This is a genomic window from Sinorhizobium sp. CCBAU 05631, assembly GCF_002288505.1.
In the GTDB taxonomy this organism is placed as follows: domain Bacteria; phylum Pseudomonadota; class Alphaproteobacteria; order Rhizobiales; family Rhizobiaceae; genus Sinorhizobium; species Sinorhizobium fredii_C.
In genome coordinates this window covers 38,491-56,329 of record NZ_CP023064.1, presented here as the reverse complement: position 1 = coordinate 56,329, position 17,839 = coordinate 38,491, and the positions used below count along the sequence as shown (strand labels likewise).

The following is a 17,839-nucleotide window of genomic DNA, read 5'->3' as shown; positions in this document are numbered from 1 at the left end:
GTAGGGATTTGTTAATGAATTGACAAAAATACAACCTTTCAATGATTTATGGCACCACAACGAATCGCGAGTTTCCTAATTCCGGCCACGCAGGGCTAGAGCCAAATCATGCGCAAACCGATGTGAGCGGCGGTCAGGATGTGATAGTTCTGCGCTGCCGAGCCGCCGACCGCCGCGGCAGAGATTGAAGCCAATTTGCTCGAGAGCCTCGCATGCCAGACATGACCTCGACACTGAGAATCCTTGAACCGCATCACGGCGTCTTTGCCTACTACGACGGCCGCATCGAGGGGCGGAGACTTCATGGCGCGGAGCCGAATTGGCTCGATGACGGTGCCTACGGCTTGGGGGTCGCCTCCTATGCGGTCTTTAATGCAGGCGAGGCGATCGTCTACGACACGCATATCTCGCTTGCCCATGCGCAAGCCATCAGGCGCCATCTCGAGGGGCTCGGCGCAAGGACCATCCGGGTCGTCCTCAGCCATTGGCACAATGACCATGTCGCCGGCAATGCGGTCTTTGCCGATTGCGAAATCATCGCGCTGAAGCTGACCGCCCATCTGCTTCATGCCAATCGCGATCAACTCGCCACACGCGTCCCGCCCATCAGCCCGCTCGTCATGCCCAATCGTCTCTTTGAAACGAGGCTGGACCTTGAGGTCGGAAGTCGCCGGGTCGAGCTCCACCATTTCGACATCCACAGCGCCGACGGGACCATCCTCTGGTTGCCGGACGAGAAAATTCTTCTGGCCGGCGATACGCTCGAAGACACCGTCACCTATGTTTCCGAAGCGGAGAACACCGAGAAACACATTCGCGAGCTCGCGCGCCTGGCGACCTGGCCGATCAATCGCATCCTGCCGAACCACGGCGATCCGGATCGGATCGCGGCAGGCGGATATGAAGCGTGGCTCATCGACGCCAACCGGCGCTACCTCGAGCAGTTGATGCAGGCGGTCAAACAGGGCCGAGCCGCATCCCTCAAGGACTTTATCGCCGAGGACCTGGCAACGGGGGCCGTCTCGTATTTCGAGCCCTATGAGGCCGTGCATCGGAAGAACATCGCCGCCCTCTCCGCGCTATGAGCTTGTCCACCGCCTCGACCGTGGTTTACGGGCATCGCTTGCCGTGAGCTTCGATCACTTCTGGCGTGGCTGCGAGAGCTCCTTGCCGGCAGAGACCCACTGTCCGTTTCGCTTGAGCATCACTGCCTCCAAGAGAGTCCGCGCCGCGTTGCGGACCTCTTCCTGCACCGCCTCGTCGGCATCGAGCTCCGCATGGCTCAGCGCATAGGGCTTCCAATAGCCGATATAGCGATCCAGTTCCGCCAAGGCGCCAGCCGGTTCGAGATGCATGTAGCAGAGCCAGTCCGACAGGCTGCGCCGAACGTTCTCGACCCCTTCCACGTCTCCATGCACGATGACGGAAAAGAGCCGCCCGGCAAGATGCCGCGGATAGCTCCAGCCCTCGAGTTCGAGTGCCTTGGCAAGTGCAGCATCCTTGCCCTTCGTCAAGGTCGGATCGGCATTGCCGCCATCGGCGCAGACGAGCCGGTCCATCATCAGCTTGATCGGGGAGCTCACCTGATACCAGTTGACCGGCGTGACGATCATGATGCCATGCGCCTCGACCCACATCGGATAGATCTCGTTCATCCAGTCGTCGACCTGGCCGAGCGAATAGTTGGGGTAGCAGGAACACGGCCAATGGCACAGAGCCGGCGAGGTGGAAAAGCAGGCCTTGCACGGATGAATCACGCGACCATATTCGGAAGCGAGGCGATGCAGTTCGAGAACGGTCGTCTTCACCCCGTCCGTTCGGTCCAACGCGTCCTGCGCGATCCGCGTATAGGACTTCGACATCTCGCCCGGACAGGTGTGCTCGCTGCGCGACGAGCCGCTGACGGGTACGCGGCGCCTTTCGCTGATGCTCGTAGGCATCCCATGCCGCGGCAGCGATCCTGTCCAGTTCCGGGCGAAGCGCGTCGAAGGCCTTGTCCTGGAACCGGTTGAGAAAGCGGCGGCGAAATTCGCTCTCCATGAGCCTCGGGCTTGGCGTGCCCTTGCGCGGCTCAATCATCGTCGGTTTTGTCTCAGGGCTTTTCGTCATGGCGCACGTCCAGCTGCGGTTCGTTCTCTTTATACCTGCAATCTGTAATCGAGCTCGGCAACGATTGTTCCGGGCAGTAAGGTACTGCCCGGATATTCAGGTTGATGGATCACGGAGCACGCCGCTCTAGAGACGCGCCTCAAGGATCAGGTTGAACGGCGTTTCCAGCGCGCGCCTGAAGCGGCTGAAGCCGGCCTTGCGGAACACGTCCTCAAGGCGCGCTTCGCCGGCCTGGGCGCCGAGCACCAGGCGGCCGCCGTCGGCGATCGCATGGGCGCAGCAGATCGTCGTCGAGGCGGCATAGTAGATTCGCGCCACCGGCGAGACATTGTCCTCGACCCGGTCCTTGGCGAAGGGCTCGACCAGCATCACGGTGCCGCCCGGTGCGATGGCTTTCGCGGCATGCGAGGCCGCGGCGACCGGATCGCCCATATCGTGCAGGCAATCAAAGAAGCAGATGAGATCGTAGCCGGTAGCCGGGTAATCGTCGGCGCAGGCGGTCGCAAAGCTTGTCCGCTCGGCAACGCCTGCCAACGCCGCGATCTTCCAGGCCTCCGCCACCGAATCCAGGTGGTTGTCGAAACCGCGGAACTCGGAGGCCGGGAACGCCTCGGCCATCAGCACCGTCGAGTGGCCGTGGCCGCAGCCAACATCGGCGACGCGTGCGCCGGCTTTGAGCTTCTCGACGACGCCGTCGAGCGCCGGCAGCCATTCGGAAACCAGGCTCGCCTTGTAGGCATTGCGGTAGAAGGCCGCGACCCCGCAGAAGAGCTTCCCGTCATGGTCGCCCCAGGCAATGCCCCTGCCGGTTCGGAAGGCCTCGAGCGCCTTCTCCTCGTCCGTCCACATGGACGCTGGCACCGCCCAGGCGTTCGGGATGAAGTAGGGACTGTCCTCGTCGGCCAGCACAAGCGCCTGCTCCGGCGCCAGCTCATAGGTATCACTCACCGCATGATAGCCGACATAGCCGCCGGCAAGCTGCGAGCCCAGCCATTCGCGCACATAGCGCTCGGCGCAGCCGGCGCGGCCCGCGAGCTCCCGCGAGGTGAGCGGGCCGGCTTCCGCCATCGCCTTGTATAGGCCGAGCCGGTGGCCGAGACTCACCATCACGCCGCCATAGCCAGCCGAGAGGTCGCCGATCGCGCGGGCGACGAACGCGTCGAGCTTGGCGGCGTCCACGCTTCCTTTCCGGGTCTGTTGCATATTCGTCTCTCCTCCATGGGCGCCGATGAATTTCGGCGATGGTCGAGGATCGCAGCCATCGCGGTTGAGCGGCAGAGCCGATCGGTCCACAATCGGGCCGTTTGCGCCACAGGCCGTCTGTTTGCGCGTCGTCGTTAACCAACCGGGGAATTCGAGATGCCAGGCCAGAGAGCCGAGACCGGCCCGCAGCCCATCCACGTCAGCCTCGTCGCCATCCCCGAGGCGGTGGTCTCGACGCTGACCGGCATCTTTGACGTTATGAACGCCTTCGCTGTGATGGCGCCGCTCGGCCATGCACCGCTCGACCCGCCGCCCTTCCGGGTCGAGATCGTCGGACTGGAGCAGGGACCGCTGCAGCTCGCCAGCCACGTGCCGATTTCCGTCCAGCGCAGCGTCGCCTCGCTCGTGGCGACTGATATCGTCATTGTCCCCTCGGTCCTGCTCGGACCGGAAGGCTGGAAAAAGGGCCTGCACACAGAGCTGGTCGACTGGCTCCAGGCGATGCACCGGCGCGGCGCGCTTCTCTGCTCCGCCTGCTCCGGCATCTTTCTGCTCGCCGAAACCGGGCTCTTCGACGGCGTCGACGCAACGGTGCATTTCGGCTACGCACGCGCCTTCGAGTCTGCCTTTCCCAGGGTGCCGATTCGGCCCGAACAGGTGCTGGTCGTCTCCGGCAAACGCGAGGAACTGATCAGCTCGGGCGCCTCGATGACCTGGCACGATCTGGTACTCTATCTGATCGCCCGCCATGCCGGCGCGACCGCAGCGCAGGCCGTTGCGCGGCTCTTCGCGCTGCAATGGCACCAGGACGGGCTCGCCCCCTATATGACCTTCGAGGGACGCAAGGACCATCACGATCTCGCCATCAGCGCCGCGCAGGATTGGCTTGCCACGCATTTCCCGGTCGCCAATCCGCTGGAAGAGATGATCCGCCTCACCGGGCTGAGCGAGCGCACCTTCAAGCGCAGGTTCACCGGCGCGACGGGCTTGAGCCCAATCTCCTATGTGCAGCGGCTGAGGATCGAGGAAGCCAAGCGCCGGCTCGAGCGGACGGAGGCCCCGGTCGACGAGATCAGCTGGCAGGTGGGCTATGAGGAACCGGCCTTCTTCCGCCGTCTTTTCAAGCGGCTGACGGGGGTGACGCCGGGAAGCTATCGCCGCCGCTTCAAGATCCCGGAATTCGCGCAGCCGCGCCGGGAGAGCTGAGGCGCATCGGACTCCTGAGCTTGCATGAAGCCCTTGCCCGCATCTTCTCGTTGACCTCGACCGCAGCAGCCGCCACAAAAGTGTCGACGCATGAAAACGAGGCAATCATGGACAGAACGACCTTCTCACCGGATCTCGTCTGCCGGCCCTATCGCCAGCTGGCCCGCAATGCGCGCCTTGCCAATGCGCGCCTCGACCGCGCCTGCATGGCACTGCAGCCCGGCGAATGGGAGGCGGCGCGGACCTCCTTCTTTCCTTCGCTGAAGGAAACCATGGTGCACCTCCTGAATGCCGATCGCTACTATATCGACACGCTGCGGGGCGATCTGGCGGGCCCGCCGAACCCGCCCGGCAGCCGCGCACCCCCGCCGAATTCGCGGCCGAGCGGGCGGAGGTCGACGACTGGCTGGTCGATTTCTGCGAGACGCTGACCCTCGAGGTACTGTCGCGGAAGATAAGTATCCCTTGGCCGGACCGGACGCTGACCGAGACCGTCGCCGACACCCTGCTGCACGTCTTCCTGCACGGCCAGCACCATCGCGGCCAAATCCATTCGATGCTCTCCGGCACCAGCGTTCCGCCGCCGCAGATCGACGAATTCATCCTGGCGGACAATGCTGAAGCGCGGGTGGAGGACCTCGCCGCGCTGGACTGGAGCGAGACCCTACTGATGCGATAGGCTGACCGCCCGGTTTGCTGCACCGACATTGCCACCAGCACGAGAGATATGAGAATGGCGACCGTAATCCTCTTCCATTCTGCCTACGGTCTGCGCCCGCTCGAGCGCGATGCTGCCGAGCGCCTGGCCGCGACCGGTCACCAGGTGGTGACGCCGGATCTTTACGATGGCCGCGTTGCCGGCTCGATCGGCGAGGCTGTCGCCCTGAGGGACGGGATCGGCTGGCGAACGCTTTTCGAGCGAGCCGAACGGGCAGTCGCCGACCTGCCGGCAACGGCAGTGCTCGGCGGATTTTCTATGGGCGCAGCCGTCGCCGCAACCCTCTGGGCAAAGCGTCCCAAAACCGCCGGACTGCTCTTCCTGCACAGCATCGCCGAACTCCCCGCCAATGCCCGAACCGGCGTGCCTTTGCAGCTGCACCTTGCCGATCCGGACCCCTTCGAGCCGGCCGAGGAGGTTGCTGCCTGGAGGGCTGCCGCGGCAGAAACGCCGATCGCCCTCGAAATCTTCACCTATCCCGGTGCCGGCCATATCTACACCGACCCCACCCTCGCTGACCACGACGCCGTGGCCGCAAGACTGACATGGGATCGTGTCGAGCGTTTCCTCGCCCGCTTGTAGGATCGCGATCAACGCGAGTGCCCTTTGGGCCAGAGAGATGGCAGATACTGCCAATGACTGCGTCCGGCCTGAAGCTGTCGTACTTTGCGCCAGAGGCAGCAAGATCCGGCAAGGTCATTCCGAGCTGAGTCATGTTTACAATACGTTCGATCGCAGCAGGATGTTGATCGGCTCTTATCCTGCCCCTATCGGTGGGTCGCCCGCGCACGGAGAACGTCCAGCGAACGCCTGATTCCGTCTTTAAGGCTAACTTGCGGCGCGAGCCCGAAGTGCCGTTGAAGCTCGGTGTCCCCGCACCGGAAAAACACCCCTTCGGGACGACTGGTTGTTCCGACGATTTTCGGCGACCAGCCGAGCTCTTCGCTTATCAGACCAGCGAGTTCGATGAAGGACGTCGCACAGCCGGTTGAAACGTTTAGGCTCCTTCCTGTCGGCAGCAGGTCCATTGTGCGCCAGACAAAGTCGACGCAATCGGAGATGTGAATGAAGTCACGGCGCTGACGGCCGCTGCCCCAGACGGTCACCTCGGCTGCTCCCCGTTGCTTGACGAGCCTCCGGCAAATTGCCGGAAACGGATAGGCAAGGTCCTGATCTTCGCCGTAGCCGCTGAAAGGCCGGTACGCGATGGCGCGGCCGCCATAGCGCTCGACATATAGCTTCATGAGATACTCGCCGGTCAGCTTGGTCCAGCCATAACTCAAATCAGGAACGCCAAGCGAGCGTTCGAACGAAATCATGTCTTCCGAGAGCGGCGTCTGCATTTCCTCGGTCTGAAACGCCACGGGATAGGCTGCGCTGGAGCTGAAATAGACAACATTGCCGGGCTTGTGCTCGCTCACCCATCGCCACAGCGCAGCATCGACCGCCAGATCTTCGACGACCAGAAGCGTTTCATTCTCGAGCGTCATTCGCCCGCCGACGAGAGCCGCAAGATGAAAGACGTAGTCGAAGTGTTCGCAGGAAGTTTCGAAGTAGGATCTACAATCCTCCTCGATAAAGACGAAGTTCACGCTCGGACGCCTCCAACGAAGCGGGTGCTTTGCGCCTGTTCCTGGCTTCAACGAATCAACACAGACGACATCCAACCCCTCCGCAAGAAGCCGATCACAAAGATGCCGTCCGACGAAGCCGCATCCGCCTGTCACAAGTGCTCGTGCCATGGTCCTCCTAGACCAACTGAAGGGCAGATTCGCCCCTATAAATGCCAATTAACTGACGTTCCCACTCTTTGCGACTTGGAGCGACATTCTTGCCGAAGGCCCGTGCACCTTCGGCCAGCTTTCTCACAAGACTATCGCTCTTGATTTTAACCAGAGCCTCGGCGAGCGAGCCCGCATCTCCGCTCTCGAAGATGAGCCCCGCGCCATTGCTTTCGATCTCCTCGGCAATCAACGCGTTGCTGCTTACGATCACGGGAATTCCACTCATCAATGCCTCGGCCGCCACCAGGCCGTATGGCTCCGGCATTCGCGACGGCATGACGAATGCGCGCGCCTGGGCGGCCGTTTCGGATACCATTTCGTCATCGAGCCAGCCCGGCACCCAGCAATGGGGAAGGGCCTCCTGCATTTCGGCGAGCAAAGGGCCGCGGCCGATCAGGGTTGCTGCCTGGCCCGTCATTCGCAAAGCCTCACCAAGCGTGCGGACGCCTTTCTCCCAGGTCATCCGTCCGAGGAAGACGATGCGCTCTCTGCGCCACGGCTCCGTCGACAGCCGCGTCAAAGGTTCCGTGGGCGTACGCAATGTGGTGAAATGCCGGAGAGGACCCGACTTCAGGTAGGTTTCCATGCCTTCGTGCGCCAGCACTACTTCGACGCGTTCCCAGAATGCGTCGCCAGCGCCTGATTGGACGAGGCTTCGGCGAAAGCGCCAGAGCTTATGGAAATAGTTTCGCTTGTCACAATTGGTTAAGAGACAATCGAGGGACATCGGCTTTAGATTACAGATCGCGCCGCTCCTGAAATTCAGGCGTCCGCCGTTCGGGCAATTCAGAAAATAGTCATGCGCCGTGATGATGACCCTCGCCTTGCTCGCTGCGAGAGCATGGAAGATGGACGGCGACAATATCTGGTTCCATCCATGGACGTGGACAACAGTCTCTTCCTGGCTTTCGGACAACAATGCTGAAAGCATTTCATAGGCACGTTTGTTGAAATGCTTGTCGAATATATCGGCGATGCTGTGTCCGTCTCTCAACGGTCTTTCGCCCAACGCGATCGTGCGCACGGCAACGTCCAGTTCCTTCACACCGACGCCGTCATCCCCGACAAAAAACGTGCAGTCGATGCCGGCATTTCGGCATGCTTGCAGGCACTGGACTGCGACCTTTGTTGCGCCGCCGCGCACGACCGATACGTCATTTATGACTATAAGGCGCATATCCCAGGACCATCGCAAATGGTACGCGCGCCCGGCACGGGCGCATACTTTTAGCTCATAAGCTAGACTTCCCGCCGCTCAATGAGGCGCCATTTTGGGGTCGATTGCAATTCAGCCTTTTTCACTATCGGGTGGTGTCAAATTCATTAAGTCGCCGTGACGGACGAGGAATCCCCGACTTTGATCAGGGCTCAACTGAGCCATTTACGGTGGCACTCGCCCATGCCCGCGGAGGGAGCGACCGCGGCCACTGACGGAGCGGGTCGTGCGGCTGCTGTTGACGCAAAGTGGTAAGTTGCCGGTGGTGCTGTCCGAACCCGCAACTTCACCCCTTCCCGTAGCCGCCTCCCGTCGGCGTCACCACCGTGAAGGCCTCGCCCGGCTCGAGCACCGTATGCGCCGAGCCGGCGAATTCCTCGATCCGGCCGTCATTGCGGCGGACATAGTTGCGGCCGAGTTCGCCGGGTTCTCCGCCCTTCAGCCCGAAGGGACGGATTCGCCGGTGGCCGGAAAGGATGGCGAAATCCAGCCGCTCCCGGGCACGGATCGTTCGCTGCGTGCCATCGCCGGCCGACCACTTGCCGCGGCCGCCGGAGCCCTTGCGGATATGGAAATCCTCGAGCACCACCGGAAAGCGCGTCTCGAGGATCTCCGGATCGGTAAGCCGCGAATTGGTCATATGGGTGTGGACGGCGTCGGCACCGTTGTATCCGGGACCGGCCGGCGCGCCGGAGCAGATCGTCTCGTAATACTGGTAGCTGGCATTGCCGAAGGTCAGATTGTTCATCGTCCCTTGCGCCGCCGCCTGCGCCTCGACGGCGCCGAACAGGCAATTGGTGACCGCCTGGCTGACCTCGACATTGCCGGCGACGACGGCCGCCGGATAGCGCGGCGAAAGCATCGTGCCCTCCGGGATGACGATGCGGATCGGCCTCAGGCAGCCGGCATTCATCGGGATATCCGCCTCGACCAGCACCCGGAAGACGTAAAGCACCGCCGCACGCGTCACCGGCTCCGGCGCGTTGAAATTGTCGGCGCGCTGCTCGGAAGTGCCGGTGAAGTCGACCGTCGCCTCACGCCTCTCGCGGTCGACGGTGATCTTCGCGACGATCCGGCAGCCCTGGTCCATCTCGTAGGAGAATTCGCCCTCGCTCAACTGGTCGAGGACGCGGCGGACGCTTTCGGCAGCATTGTCCTGCACATGGCCCATATAGGCCTCGACAACCTCTTCGCCGAACTGGGCGATCATCTTCTTGAGTTCCGCCACGCCCTTCTCGTTGGCGGCGACCTGCGCCTTCAGATCGTTGACGTTCTGCAGGATGTTGCGCACCGGATAGCGCGCGCCGGTGAGCAGCCTTTCCAGTTCCGCTTCTGAGAAGCGGCCCCGGTCGATCAGCTTGAAATTGTCGATATAGACGCCCTCCTCCTCGATATTGGCGGCGAGCGGCGACATCGAGCCCGGCGAGATGCCGCCGATGTCGGCGTGGTGGCCGCGGCTTGCCACCCAGAAGCGGGTCGCCCGGCCCTCATTGTCGAAGACCGGCGTGCAGACCGTCAGGTCCGGCAGATGCGTGCCGCCGTTATAGGGGGCGTTGATCAGGAACACGTCGCCCGGATGGGTGACCGGGTTTTCGCGGATCGCGGTGGCGACGGACGCATCCATCGAGCCAAGATGCACCGGCATGTGCGGCGCATTGGCGACGAGATTGCCCCTGTTGTCGAAGACCGCGCAGGAGAAATCGAGACGCTCCTTGATGTTCACCGAATAGGCGGTGTTCTGCAGCGTTACGCCCATCTGCTCGGCGATCGACATGAAGAGGTTGTTGAAGATTTCCAGCATCACCGGATCGGCCCTGGTGCCGATCGCCGTTCGCGCCGGCAGCGGCTTGATGCGCGTGAGCACGATATGGTCCCTGGCGGTCAGTTTCGCCTGCCAGCCGTCCTCGACGACGATCGTCTGGTTCGCCTCGATGACGATCGCCGGGCCGGTCAGCGTCTCGCCAGGCTTGATTTCCGAGCGCAGCGCCACCGGCGCGTCGTGGAACTGGCCTTGCGAATAGAAACGGGTTTGTCGGCTAACGACCGCCTCGCCTGAAGCTGTCGCCAGGCCGTCCGTTTCCATCTGCACCGCCCCGCCGCCGACCGTCTCGACCTCGGCGGCATCGATCACCAGCGGCTTGTTCTCGGCGATGAAGCCGAAGCGGCGCCTATGCAGCGTCTCGAATCCGGCGCGCAGACGGGCCGCATCGTCAATCTCGGGAAAGCGCGCCTCGACGGCGAGCACCGTGTCGGTCCCGGCATAGCGGATATGGGCGCGAAGATGCGTGCGAATGCGGTCGCGGCCAATCCCTTGCGCGTCGAGTTCCGCCAGGCATTCGACCTGCAGGTCCGCCCCGAGCCCGGCGAGCGCCTGCGGCCCGGCATCGTCGAGCGCGACGCCAAGCGCCTTCTGCCGCGTCGCGCGGATATCGGCGAGGCCCATGCCGTAGGCGGAAAGCAGGCCCGACATCGGATGCAGCAGGATGCTCGTCATGCCGAGCGCATCTGCGACGAGGCAGGCGTGCTGGCCGCCCGCGCCGCCGAAGCAGTTCAGCGCGTAGCGGGTCACGTCGTAACCGCGCTGCACGGAAATCTTCTTGATCGCCTCGACCATGTTGGCAACCGCAATGCGGATGAAGCCGTCGGCGACGTCTTGCGGGGTGCGGCCGTCGCCGATCTCGGCCGCAAGCGCCGCGAACCGGGCCCGCACCGTTTCGACGTCGAGCGGCAGGTTCTGCTCCGGCCCGAAGATCGCCGGGAAAAATTCCGGCATCAGCTTGCCGAGCATGACATTGGCGTCGGTGACGGCGAGCGGCCCGCCGTTGCGGTAGCAGGCCGGGCCCGGATTGGCGCCGGCCGAACCCGGCCCGACGCGGAAGCGCTCGCCGTCAAAATGGAGGATCGAGCCGCCGCCGGCCGCGACCGTATGGATCAACATCATCGGCGCCCGGACGCGGACACCCGCGACTTCCGTCTCGAAGGCGCGTTCGTATTCGCCGTCGAAATGGGCGACGTCGGTCGAGGTGCCGCCCATATCGAAGCCGATGACGCGGTCGAAGCCCGCCGCCTCGCCGGTCCTCGCAAGTCCTACGACGCCTCCCGCCGGCCCGGAAAGGATCGCGTCCTTGCCCTGGAACATGTCCGCGGCGGTGAGCCCGCCGGACGACATCATGAACATCAGCCGGGCGCCCGCCCGGGCAACGTCCAGTTCTTCCGAAACCTGTGCCACATAGCGGCCGAGCACCGGCGAGAGGTAGGCGTCGATGACCGTCGTGTCGCCGCGGCCGACATATTTGACGAGCGGTGAGACCTCGTGGCTTGCAGAAACCTGCGCAAAGCCGGTCCCGCGGGCAAGCCGCGCGACGGCCGCCTCATGCTCGGGAAAGCGGTAGGCATGCATGAAGACGATGGCGACCGATCGGTAGCCGCTCGCCTTCAGCGCTTCCAGCGCCCGCCGCGCTTCCGTTTCGTCGAGCCCCTTTTCAATCGTCCCGTCGGCGAGCACGCGTTCGTCGAGCTCGACGACCTCCGAATAGAGCGCCTCCGGCTTGATGATTTCGGTAGCGAAGATTTTCTTGCGCTCCTGGTAGCCGATCCGCAGCGCATCGCGAAAGCCGCGCGTGGTGATCAGCGCCAGCCGCTCCCCCTTGCGCTCCAGCAGCGCATTGGTGGCGACGGTGGTGCCCATCCTCACCTCGCCGATCAGTCCGGCCGGCACCGGCTCGCCGGCGGCAAGGCCGAGGTGCAGGCGGATGCCGTGGACGGCGGCGTCGCGATAGGCGCCGGGATTTTCCGAAAGCACCTTCAGCGCATGCAGCCGGCCTTCCGGGTCGCGGCCGATCACATCGGTAAAGGTGCCGCCGCGATCCACCCAGAAGTCCCACGTTGCAGCCATCGTCGTCTCTCCACGCTGAAATGCCAGTTCCGCTTGGCCCCAACAAAAGCATTTTATTGACAATTTGTCGATAAAGTGTTGTCGTCGCGCAGATCAGGAGTGTGCCGATGACCAAGAAGCGGGAGCGCGAAAAGCGGGCCGGAGCCCTCCCGCCCGACCATCCGGAATCCGTCTCCGCCATCGGCCCGATCGTGTCGTCGGCTCACCTTGCCGAAGGCGGTTCGCCCGGGCTTTCCGAAGTGGAATACGGCCTGATCCTCGCCTCGCATGCCTTCCAGCGCTGGATGGTGCGCTGCATGGCCGCCGCCGGCGTTCCTGGCCTCTCGGCGATGGAAATCATGATCCTGCATACGATCCGGCATCGCGACCGGGGCAAGAAGCTCGCCGACATCTGCCTCGTCCTCGACATCGAGGACACCCATGTGGCGACCTATGCGATCCGCAAGCTCGAGGGTGCCGGCCTTGTGACGACCGGCCGGCAAGGCAAGGAGAAGACGATCCGCATCACCGAGAAGGGCGCCGAGGCCTGTGCCCGCTATGCCCAGATCCGCGAGCGCCTGCTCGTCGCCTCGACCGCCAGAGCCCGTCCGCCGGAGGAGACCCTCTCGGAGATCGCCGCCGTGCTGCGCTTCCTCTCCGGCGCCTACGAGCAATCGGCCCGCGCCGCGACAACGCTGTGAAGGGCAATCATGCTGATATTCCGCGGTGAAGGAAAGAGCCGCGACGGCCATGGCCCGATGCCTGGGCACGCATCACGCCGCCTCTGGCAAAGTTGCAACCGAAGCAGGCGGTGGTGGCAAGCGCCTTCGATGGTCACCGGGCAACAATCGCTGTAGCACTTTAATTCGCTGCATGTTTCTATCCCTGGATCGGCTCCGATCCAACGAAGCTGCGAGGGGGCATCAGTGATTTTCCGGCTGGTCATCGCCTGTGGTTTGATCGCGTCGACGGTGGCCATTCAGGCGTTTTTCATGTCTGCCGGGCTGCACGCCTTCCGGTCGTTGGAGAAGCACCGGACCTATATCCTTCACCGCTATCCGACCCTCGTCACCGTGGCGTGGGTCATTTACCTGATCATTCCGATCGTAATCGATGTCTGCCTCTGGGCCGCTTTCTATTATCTTGCGCAGACGCTTCCGAGCATCGAAGAGGCGCTCTACTTCTCAACCGTCACCTTCACAACGGTCGGCTACGGCGACATCGTGCTCGGCAAGGACTGGCGTCAGGTCGCCACCTTCGAGGCGATCAATGGCTGGATCATCTTTGGCTGGGCCACGGCTCTGATGATGGCGGTGATCCAGCGCCTCTATTTTCGCCCAGATCACTGATCGGTTTCGGGCCGCAAGCGATCGATGAAATGGCGCGATTGCCTCGCCGCCGGATCTCTCAGCCGATAGGGGCGGCAAGCCAGAGATTTCACTCTGGCCCCGTGGCGCCGACTGTGCCACAGGAACCGATACAACAGCCGCGGAGATTGACGTGAAGCAGCGCCGCCCCTTGCGAGGCAGGAAAACGGCCGGGATCAAAGCCGACGGCGAACACGCCGGCAAGCGCGTCACCCTTGCCCGGGCGCTTTCCAAGGTCGGCTACTGCTCGCGCAGCCAGGCCGAGAAGCTGATCGCCGAGGGCCGCGTCAGCGTCGGCGGCAGGAAGACGACCGACCTTGCGCATTGGGTGGATATCGATAAGGACAGGATCGCCGTCGACGGAACGGCGATCGCGGCCGAGGCGAAGATTTATCTGATGCTGAACAAGCCGCGCGGCCTCGTCACAACGCGCGACGATCCCCAGGGGCGGCCGACGGTGTTCGATTGCCTAGGCGAGGTCGATGCGCGCTTCCTCTCGCCGGTCGGCCGACTCGACAAGGCGAGCGAGGGGCTGCTGCTCTTCACCAACGACACGGTGCTGGCGCAGCGCCTTCTCGATCCCGCCACCCATCTCGGCAAGATCTACCACGTCCAGGTCCGCGGCCTCTTCGATGAGGCCTCGATGCAGGCGATGCTCGGCGGCGTGAGCGAGGGCGGCGAGTTTTTGACGGCAACGCATGTCCGGGGCTTGAGGAGCGGCGACAGGAACTCCTGGATCGAGGTCGAACTGCAGGAGGGCCGCAACCGCCAAATCCGCCGCATGCTGGACGCGCTCGGCTTCGAATGCCTGCGGCTCATCCGCGTCGCAATCGGCGAGATCAATCTCGGCGACCTGCCGAAGGGGCGAAGCCGGCTGCTGACGGACGCGGAGGTCCAGTATCTGAGACGACGCACGGGCGGTTGAACTGTGCCGATGGGTGGGAATCCACCCATCACGGAACGGCTTTGTTTCCAATTCCACCCATCACCCGGCGACTGGCACGACAAATGCGCGAAACCGCCGCGCTAGGCGGTTGTCTGTGCTAAAATCCCGTTTGTTAATGGCTGCAACCAGGACCGGCGGGAGGAACCGTGCCGGCTGGTGGACAAAGTCATCCGGGAGGAAAAAGATGAAAATATTGAACGCGCTTCTTGGCGCCGTCGCCGCCGTTTCCCTGCTTGCCGCTTCGGCCAGCGCCCAAACCTATCCGGAGCGCACGATTACCATGGTGGTGCCCTTCTCGGCCGGGGGCCCGACCGATACGGTTGCCCGTCTCGTCGCCGAGTCCATGTCGAAGGACCTCGGTCAGCAGATCATCGTCGAGAATGTCGGCGGCGCCGGCGGCACGCTCGGTGCGGGCCGCGTCGCCCAGGCCGATCCGGACGGCTATACGGTCCTGCTTCACCATATCGGCATGGCAACCAGCGCGACGCTCTATCGCAAGCTTGCCTATGACACGCTGAACGCCTTCGAATATGTCGGCCTCGTCACCGAAGTACCGATGACCATCGTCGCCCGCAAGGATTTCGAGCCGACCGATCTCAAGGGGCTGATCGAATACGCCAAGGCCAACAAGGACACGGTGACGGTCGCCAATGCCGGCATCGGCGCCGCCTCGCATCTCTGCGGCATGATGTTCATGGACGCGATCGACACCCAGCTGACCACCGTCCCCTACAAGGGCACCGGCCCGGCGATGACCGATCTGCTCGGCGGCCAGGTCGACATAATGTGCGACCAGACGACCAACACCACCAAGCAGATCCAGGGCGGCACGATCAAGGCCTATGCCGTCACTTCGCCGAAGCGCCTGAAGATCTTCCCCGAGCTGCCGACGGCTGAAGAAGCCGGTCTTGCCGGCTTCCAGGTCGGCATCTGGCACGGCATCTATGCGCCGAAGGGAACCCCTGCCGAGGTGACGGACCGGCTGTCGAAGTCGCTGCAGAAGGCGCTCAAGGACGAGAACGTCGCGGCCCGCTTCGGCGAACTCGGCACTGAACCGTCGAGCGAGGCGGACGCCACCCCGGCGGCGCTGAAGGCCAAGCTTGAAAGCGAGATCGCCCGCTGGAAGCCGGTGATCGAGGCCGCCGGCCAGTACGCCGACTAATGGGCTCCCGCGAGCCGCCGCCGATCCTGTTCTCCGATTAGAGCGGTACGGCGACGGCATCGCCTCCGGCCGGCCGTGCTGTGGGGCAACGGCTGGCCGGAGAAATCGGCGGGCTTCCGGAAAAGTTGACAGCCGTCAACTTGCGGGGGACGCTGAGCACAGCCGGACAAGAAGCGAGGAATCGCCAAGATCAGGACGTCCGCGGCCGCGTCCGAACGAGAACATGGGGACAAGATGAAAGCCATCTCCTTCGATACCACCAACGCGCTGTGCGGGAGTATCCTGACGGCCGTCGGTCTTTTTTTCGCCTGGCAGTCCTTCGGGCTCGAGCTCGGCACCGCCTTCCGCATGGGCCCGGGCTATTTCCCGCTGCTGCTTTCCGTCGTCCTGACGCTGCTCGGCGTCATCATCCTGGTGCAGTCGGCCCGGGTGAACCACGAGCCGATGGGACCGATCGCCATCCGCGGCATGCTCTTCATCCTGCCGGCGCCGATCTTCTTCGGCCTGACGGTCCGCGGACTGGGCTTCGTGCCGGCCGTCTTCCTGACGGCGCTGATCGCCTGTTTCGCCTCGCATCGGATGAAGCCGCTCTGGGCGGTGGCGGTCTCGCTGGGGCTCGCGATCTTCTCGGTCGCCGTCTTCAGCTACGGCCTCAACCTGCCGTTCGAGCGTTTCGGCCCCTGGGTCCGGTTCTAGGAGGCGACGATGGATCTCTTCAGCAACCTTGCCCTCGGCTTCGCCACCGCCGCCTCGCCGGCAAACCTTCTCTTCTGCCTGATAGGCGTCCTGCTCGGCACGCTGATCGGCGTGCTGCCCGGGATCGGCGCCACGGCGACGATCGCCATGCTGCTGCCGATCACCTTCCAGCTTGAGCCGGTCTCGTCGCTGATCATGCTCGCCGGCATCTATTACGGCGCCCAATATGGCGGCTCGACGACGGCGATCCTCATCAACATGCCGGGCGAATCCTCCTCCGCCGTCACCGCCATCGACGGCTACCAGATGGCCCGCAACGGCCGCGCCGGAACGGCGCTGGCGATCGCCGCGCTCGGCTCCTTCTTCGCCGGCACCGTATCGACCTTCCTCGTCGCCCTCTTCGCGCCGCCCTTGACCGAGATCGCGCTCGAGTTCGGCGCCGCCGAATATTTCTCGCTGATGATCGTCGGTCTCGTCTCCTCCGTTGCGCTGGCGCACGGCTCCGTCGTCAAGGCACTCGCCATGGTGGCGCTCGGCCTGCTTTTGGGTCTTGTGGGCACCGACATCTATACCGGTACGCCGCGCTTCACCCTCGGCATCCGCGAATATGCCGACGGCCTCAACTTCGTGGCGCTGGCGGTCGGCGTCTTCGGCATCGCCGAGATCCTGCGCAACCTCGAAAGCGAGAAGACCCGCGAAGTGCTGATGGCACGGGTTAGCGAGCTCCTGCCAACGAAAGAGGATTTCAAGCGGATGTTCGCGCCGGTGATCCGCGGCACGGCGATCGGCTCGGCGCTCGGCGTGCTGCCGGGCGGCGGCGCCATCCTCGCCGCCTTCGCCTCCTATACGGTGGAAAAGCGGCTCTCCGACCGGCCGGAGGAATTCGGCCGCGGCGCGATTGCCGGCGTCGCCGGGCCGGAAAGCGCCAACAATGCCGGTGCGCAGACCTCGTTCATCCCGCTGCTCACCCTCGGCATTCCGGCGAACCCGGTGATGGCGCTGATGATCGGCGCGATGATCATCCAGGGCATCGTGCCCGGCCCGAACGTGGCGACGGAACAGCCGGCGCTCTTTTGGGGCATCATCGCCTCGATGTGGATCGGCAACCTGATGCTCGTCGTGCTCAACCTGCCGTTGATCGGACTCTGGGTAAAGCTCCTGAAGATCCCCTATTTCGTGCTCTTCCCGATCATCATGGCCTTCTGCTCGATCGGGGTCTACAGCGTCAACTCCAACGTCTTCGACCTCTATGCCGTCGCGTTCTTCGGCCTCATCGGCTACCTGCTCTTGAAGCTGCGCTGCGAGCCGGCGCCGCTGCTGCTTGGCTTCGTGCTCGGGCCGCTGCTCGAGGAGAACCTGAGGCGCGCGATGATTCTCTCGCGCGGCGACCCGACCACCTTCGTCACTCGGCCGATCAGCGCCGGCCTCTTGCTGATGGCCGCAATCGTGCTCGTCGTCGTCTTCCTGCCCGCGGTCAAGGCGAAGCGCGAGGAGGTTTTCGTCGAGGAGGATTGAGAAGGGTTTAGCTTTGCGGCCCTGCGGCCCCGCGCCTCTCCAA

14 protein-coding genes and 2 pseudogenes are annotated in these 17,839 nt (G+C 63.7%); 11 read left to right on the top strand and 5 right to left on the bottom strand.

The annotated features are described in order from the left end of the window. Window positions 1–212 precede the first annotated feature (212 nt). A complete protein-coding gene (locus SS05631_RS19710) occupies window positions 213–1,085 on the top strand; it encodes an MBL fold metallo-hydrolase (protein ID WP_037421501.1) in 873 nt (290 codons plus the stop codon). A 54-nt stretch (window positions 1,086–1,139) separates the two neighbouring features. Here the strand turns inward: SS05631_RS19710 and SS05631_RS19705 are convergent. Together SS05631_RS19705 and SS05631_RS19700 are read right to left on the bottom strand one after the other, a co-directional pair. Then, a pseudogene (locus tag SS05631_RS19705) lies at window positions 1,140–2,079 on the bottom strand (flavodoxin family protein). A gap of 156 nt (window positions 2,080–2,235) precedes the next feature. After that, the gene (locus SS05631_RS19700; RefSeq protein ID WP_037421498.1) at window positions 2,236–3,312 is read right to left on the bottom strand and encodes a class I SAM-dependent methyltransferase; all 1,077 of its coding nucleotides are present in this window, start codon (window positions 3,310–3,312) and stop codon (window positions 2,236–2,238) included. 156 nt (window positions 3,313–3,468) lie between these two features. Between SS05631_RS19700 and SS05631_RS19695 the strand changes: the two genes are divergently transcribed. The 4 genes and pseudogenes from SS05631_RS19695 to SS05631_RS19685 all read left to right on the top strand — a co-directional run bounded on the left by SS05631_RS19695 (window position 3,469) and on the right by SS05631_RS19685 (window position 5,818). Then, window positions 3,469–4,518: a helix-turn-helix domain-containing protein gene (locus SS05631_RS19695; protein ID WP_037421495.1), complete on the top strand. Its 1,050-nt coding sequence runs from the start codon at window positions 3,469–3,471 to the stop codon at window positions 4,516–4,518. A gap of 107 nt (window positions 4,519–4,625) precedes the next feature. Then, window positions 4,626–4,781, top strand: a pseudogene (locus SS05631_RS32670) (nuclease); the annotation flags it as partial. Beyond that, the gene (locus SS05631_RS32665; RefSeq protein ID WP_348628887.1) at window positions 4,745–5,197 is read left to right on the top strand and encodes a DinB family protein; all 453 of its coding nucleotides are present in this window, start codon (window positions 4,745–4,747) and stop codon (window positions 5,195–5,197) included. The pseudogene SS05631_RS32670 and the gene SS05631_RS32665, both read left to right, overlap by 37 nt. Window positions 5,198–5,224: 27 nt before the next feature. Next, complete coding sequence (locus tag SS05631_RS19685) at window positions 5,225–5,818, top strand: dienelactone hydrolase family protein (protein ID WP_280106854.1); 594 nt, start codon at window positions 5,225–5,227, stop codon at window positions 5,816–5,818. A gap of 185 nt (window positions 5,819–6,003) precedes the next feature. Here the strand turns inward: SS05631_RS19685 and SS05631_RS19680 are convergent, their stop codons facing one another. From SS05631_RS19680 to SS05631_RS19670, 3 genes are all read right to left on the bottom strand, one after another. Then, a complete protein-coding gene (locus SS05631_RS19680; RefSeq protein ID WP_037421489.1) occupies window positions 6,004–6,978 on the bottom strand; it encodes an NAD-dependent epimerase/dehydratase family protein in 975 nt (324 codons plus the stop codon). Between the two features lie 7 nt (window positions 6,979–6,985). After that, window positions 6,986–8,197: a glycosyltransferase family 4 protein gene (locus SS05631_RS19675; protein WP_037421486.1), complete on the bottom strand. Its 1,212-nt coding sequence runs from the start codon at window positions 8,195–8,197 to the stop codon at window positions 6,986–6,988. Window positions 8,198–8,522: 325 nt separating this feature from the next. Then, window positions 8,523–12,131 carry a hydantoinase B/oxoprolinase family protein gene (locus SS05631_RS19670; protein WP_095678052.1) on the bottom strand — a complete coding sequence of 1,203 codons (3,609 nt, stop codon included), beginning with the start codon at window positions 12,129–12,131 and terminating at the stop codon, window positions 8,523–8,525. A gap of 107 nt (window positions 12,132–12,238) precedes the next feature. Between SS05631_RS19670 and SS05631_RS19665 the strand changes: the two genes are divergently transcribed. From SS05631_RS19665 to SS05631_RS19640, 6 genes are all read left to right on the top strand, one after another. Continuing rightward, a complete protein-coding gene (locus tag SS05631_RS19665; protein WP_037421472.1) occupies window positions 12,239–12,811 on the top strand; it encodes a winged helix DNA-binding protein in 573 nt (190 codons plus the stop codon). A gap of 225 nt (window positions 12,812–13,036) precedes the next feature. Continuing rightward, complete coding sequence (locus SS05631_RS19660; RefSeq protein WP_037421470.1) at window positions 13,037–13,459, top strand: potassium channel family protein; 423 nt, start codon at window positions 13,037–13,039, stop codon at window positions 13,457–13,459. A gap of 169 nt (window positions 13,460–13,628) precedes the next feature. After that, the gene (locus SS05631_RS19655; protein WP_162109131.1) at window positions 13,629–14,402 is read left to right on the top strand and encodes a pseudouridine synthase; all 774 of its coding nucleotides are present in this window, start codon (window positions 13,629–13,631) and stop codon (window positions 14,400–14,402) included. Between the two features lie 205 nt (window positions 14,403–14,607). Further along, the gene (locus SS05631_RS19650) at window positions 14,608–15,585 is read left to right on the top strand and encodes a tripartite tricarboxylate transporter substrate binding protein BugD (RefSeq protein ID WP_037421466.1); all 978 of its coding nucleotides are present in this window, start codon (window positions 14,608–14,610) and stop codon (window positions 15,583–15,585) included. Between the two features lie 234 nt (window positions 15,586–15,819). Next, the gene (locus SS05631_RS19645; RefSeq protein ID WP_037381923.1) at window positions 15,820–16,281 is read left to right on the top strand and encodes a tripartite tricarboxylate transporter TctB family protein; all 462 of its coding nucleotides are present in this window, start codon (window positions 15,820–15,822) and stop codon (window positions 16,279–16,281) included. A 9-nt stretch (window positions 16,282–16,290) separates the two neighbouring features. Continuing rightward, window positions 16,291–17,796 carry a tripartite tricarboxylate transporter permease gene (locus tag SS05631_RS19640; RefSeq protein ID WP_037421464.1) on the top strand — a complete coding sequence of 502 codons (1,506 nt, stop codon included), beginning with the start codon at window positions 16,291–16,293 and terminating at the stop codon, window positions 17,794–17,796. Window positions 17,797–17,839 lie beyond the last annotated feature (43 nt).

Bases quoted from the DNA above. Each gene is read 5' to 3' on its own strand.
- SS05631_RS19675 (WP_037421486.1), bottom strand. From the start codon at position 8,197: ATGCGCCTTATAGTCATAAATGACGTATCGGTCGTGCGCGGCGGCGCA.
- SS05631_RS19695 (WP_037421495.1), top strand. From the start codon at position 3,469: ATGCCAGGCCAGAGAGCCGAGACCGGCCCGCAGCCCATCCACGTCAGC.
- SS05631_RS32665 (WP_348628887.1), top strand. From the start codon at position 4,745: ATGGGAGGCGGCGCGGACCTCCTTCTTTCCTTCGCTGAAGGAAACCAT.
- SS05631_RS19680 (WP_037421489.1), bottom strand. From the start codon at position 6,978: ATGGCACGAGCACTTGTGACAGGCGGATGCGGCTTCGTCGGACGGCAT.
- SS05631_RS19710 (WP_037421501.1), top strand. From the start codon at position 213: ATGCCAGACATGACCTCGACACTGAGAATCCTTGAACCGCATCACGGC.
- SS05631_RS19665 (WP_037421472.1), top strand. From the start codon at position 12,239: ATGACCAAGAAGCGGGAGCGCGAAAAGCGGGCCGGAGCCCTCCCGCCC.
- SS05631_RS19640 (WP_037421464.1), top strand. From the start codon at position 16,291: ATGGATCTCTTCAGCAACCTTGCCCTCGGCTTCGCCACCGCCGCCTCG.
- SS05631_RS19645 (WP_037381923.1), top strand. From the start codon at position 15,820: ATGAAAGCCATCTCCTTCGATACCACCAACGCGCTGTGCGGGAGTATC.
- SS05631_RS19650 (WP_037421466.1), top strand. From the start codon at position 14,608: ATGAAAATATTGAACGCGCTTCTTGGCGCCGTCGCCGCCGTTTCCCTG.
- SS05631_RS19700 (WP_037421498.1), bottom strand. From the start codon at position 3,312: ATGCAACAGACCCGGAAAGGAAGCGTGGACGCCGCCAAGCTCGACGCG.
- SS05631_RS19670 (WP_095678052.1), bottom strand. From the start codon at position 12,131: ATGGCTGCAACGTGGGACTTCTGGGTGGATCGCGGCGGCACCTTTACC.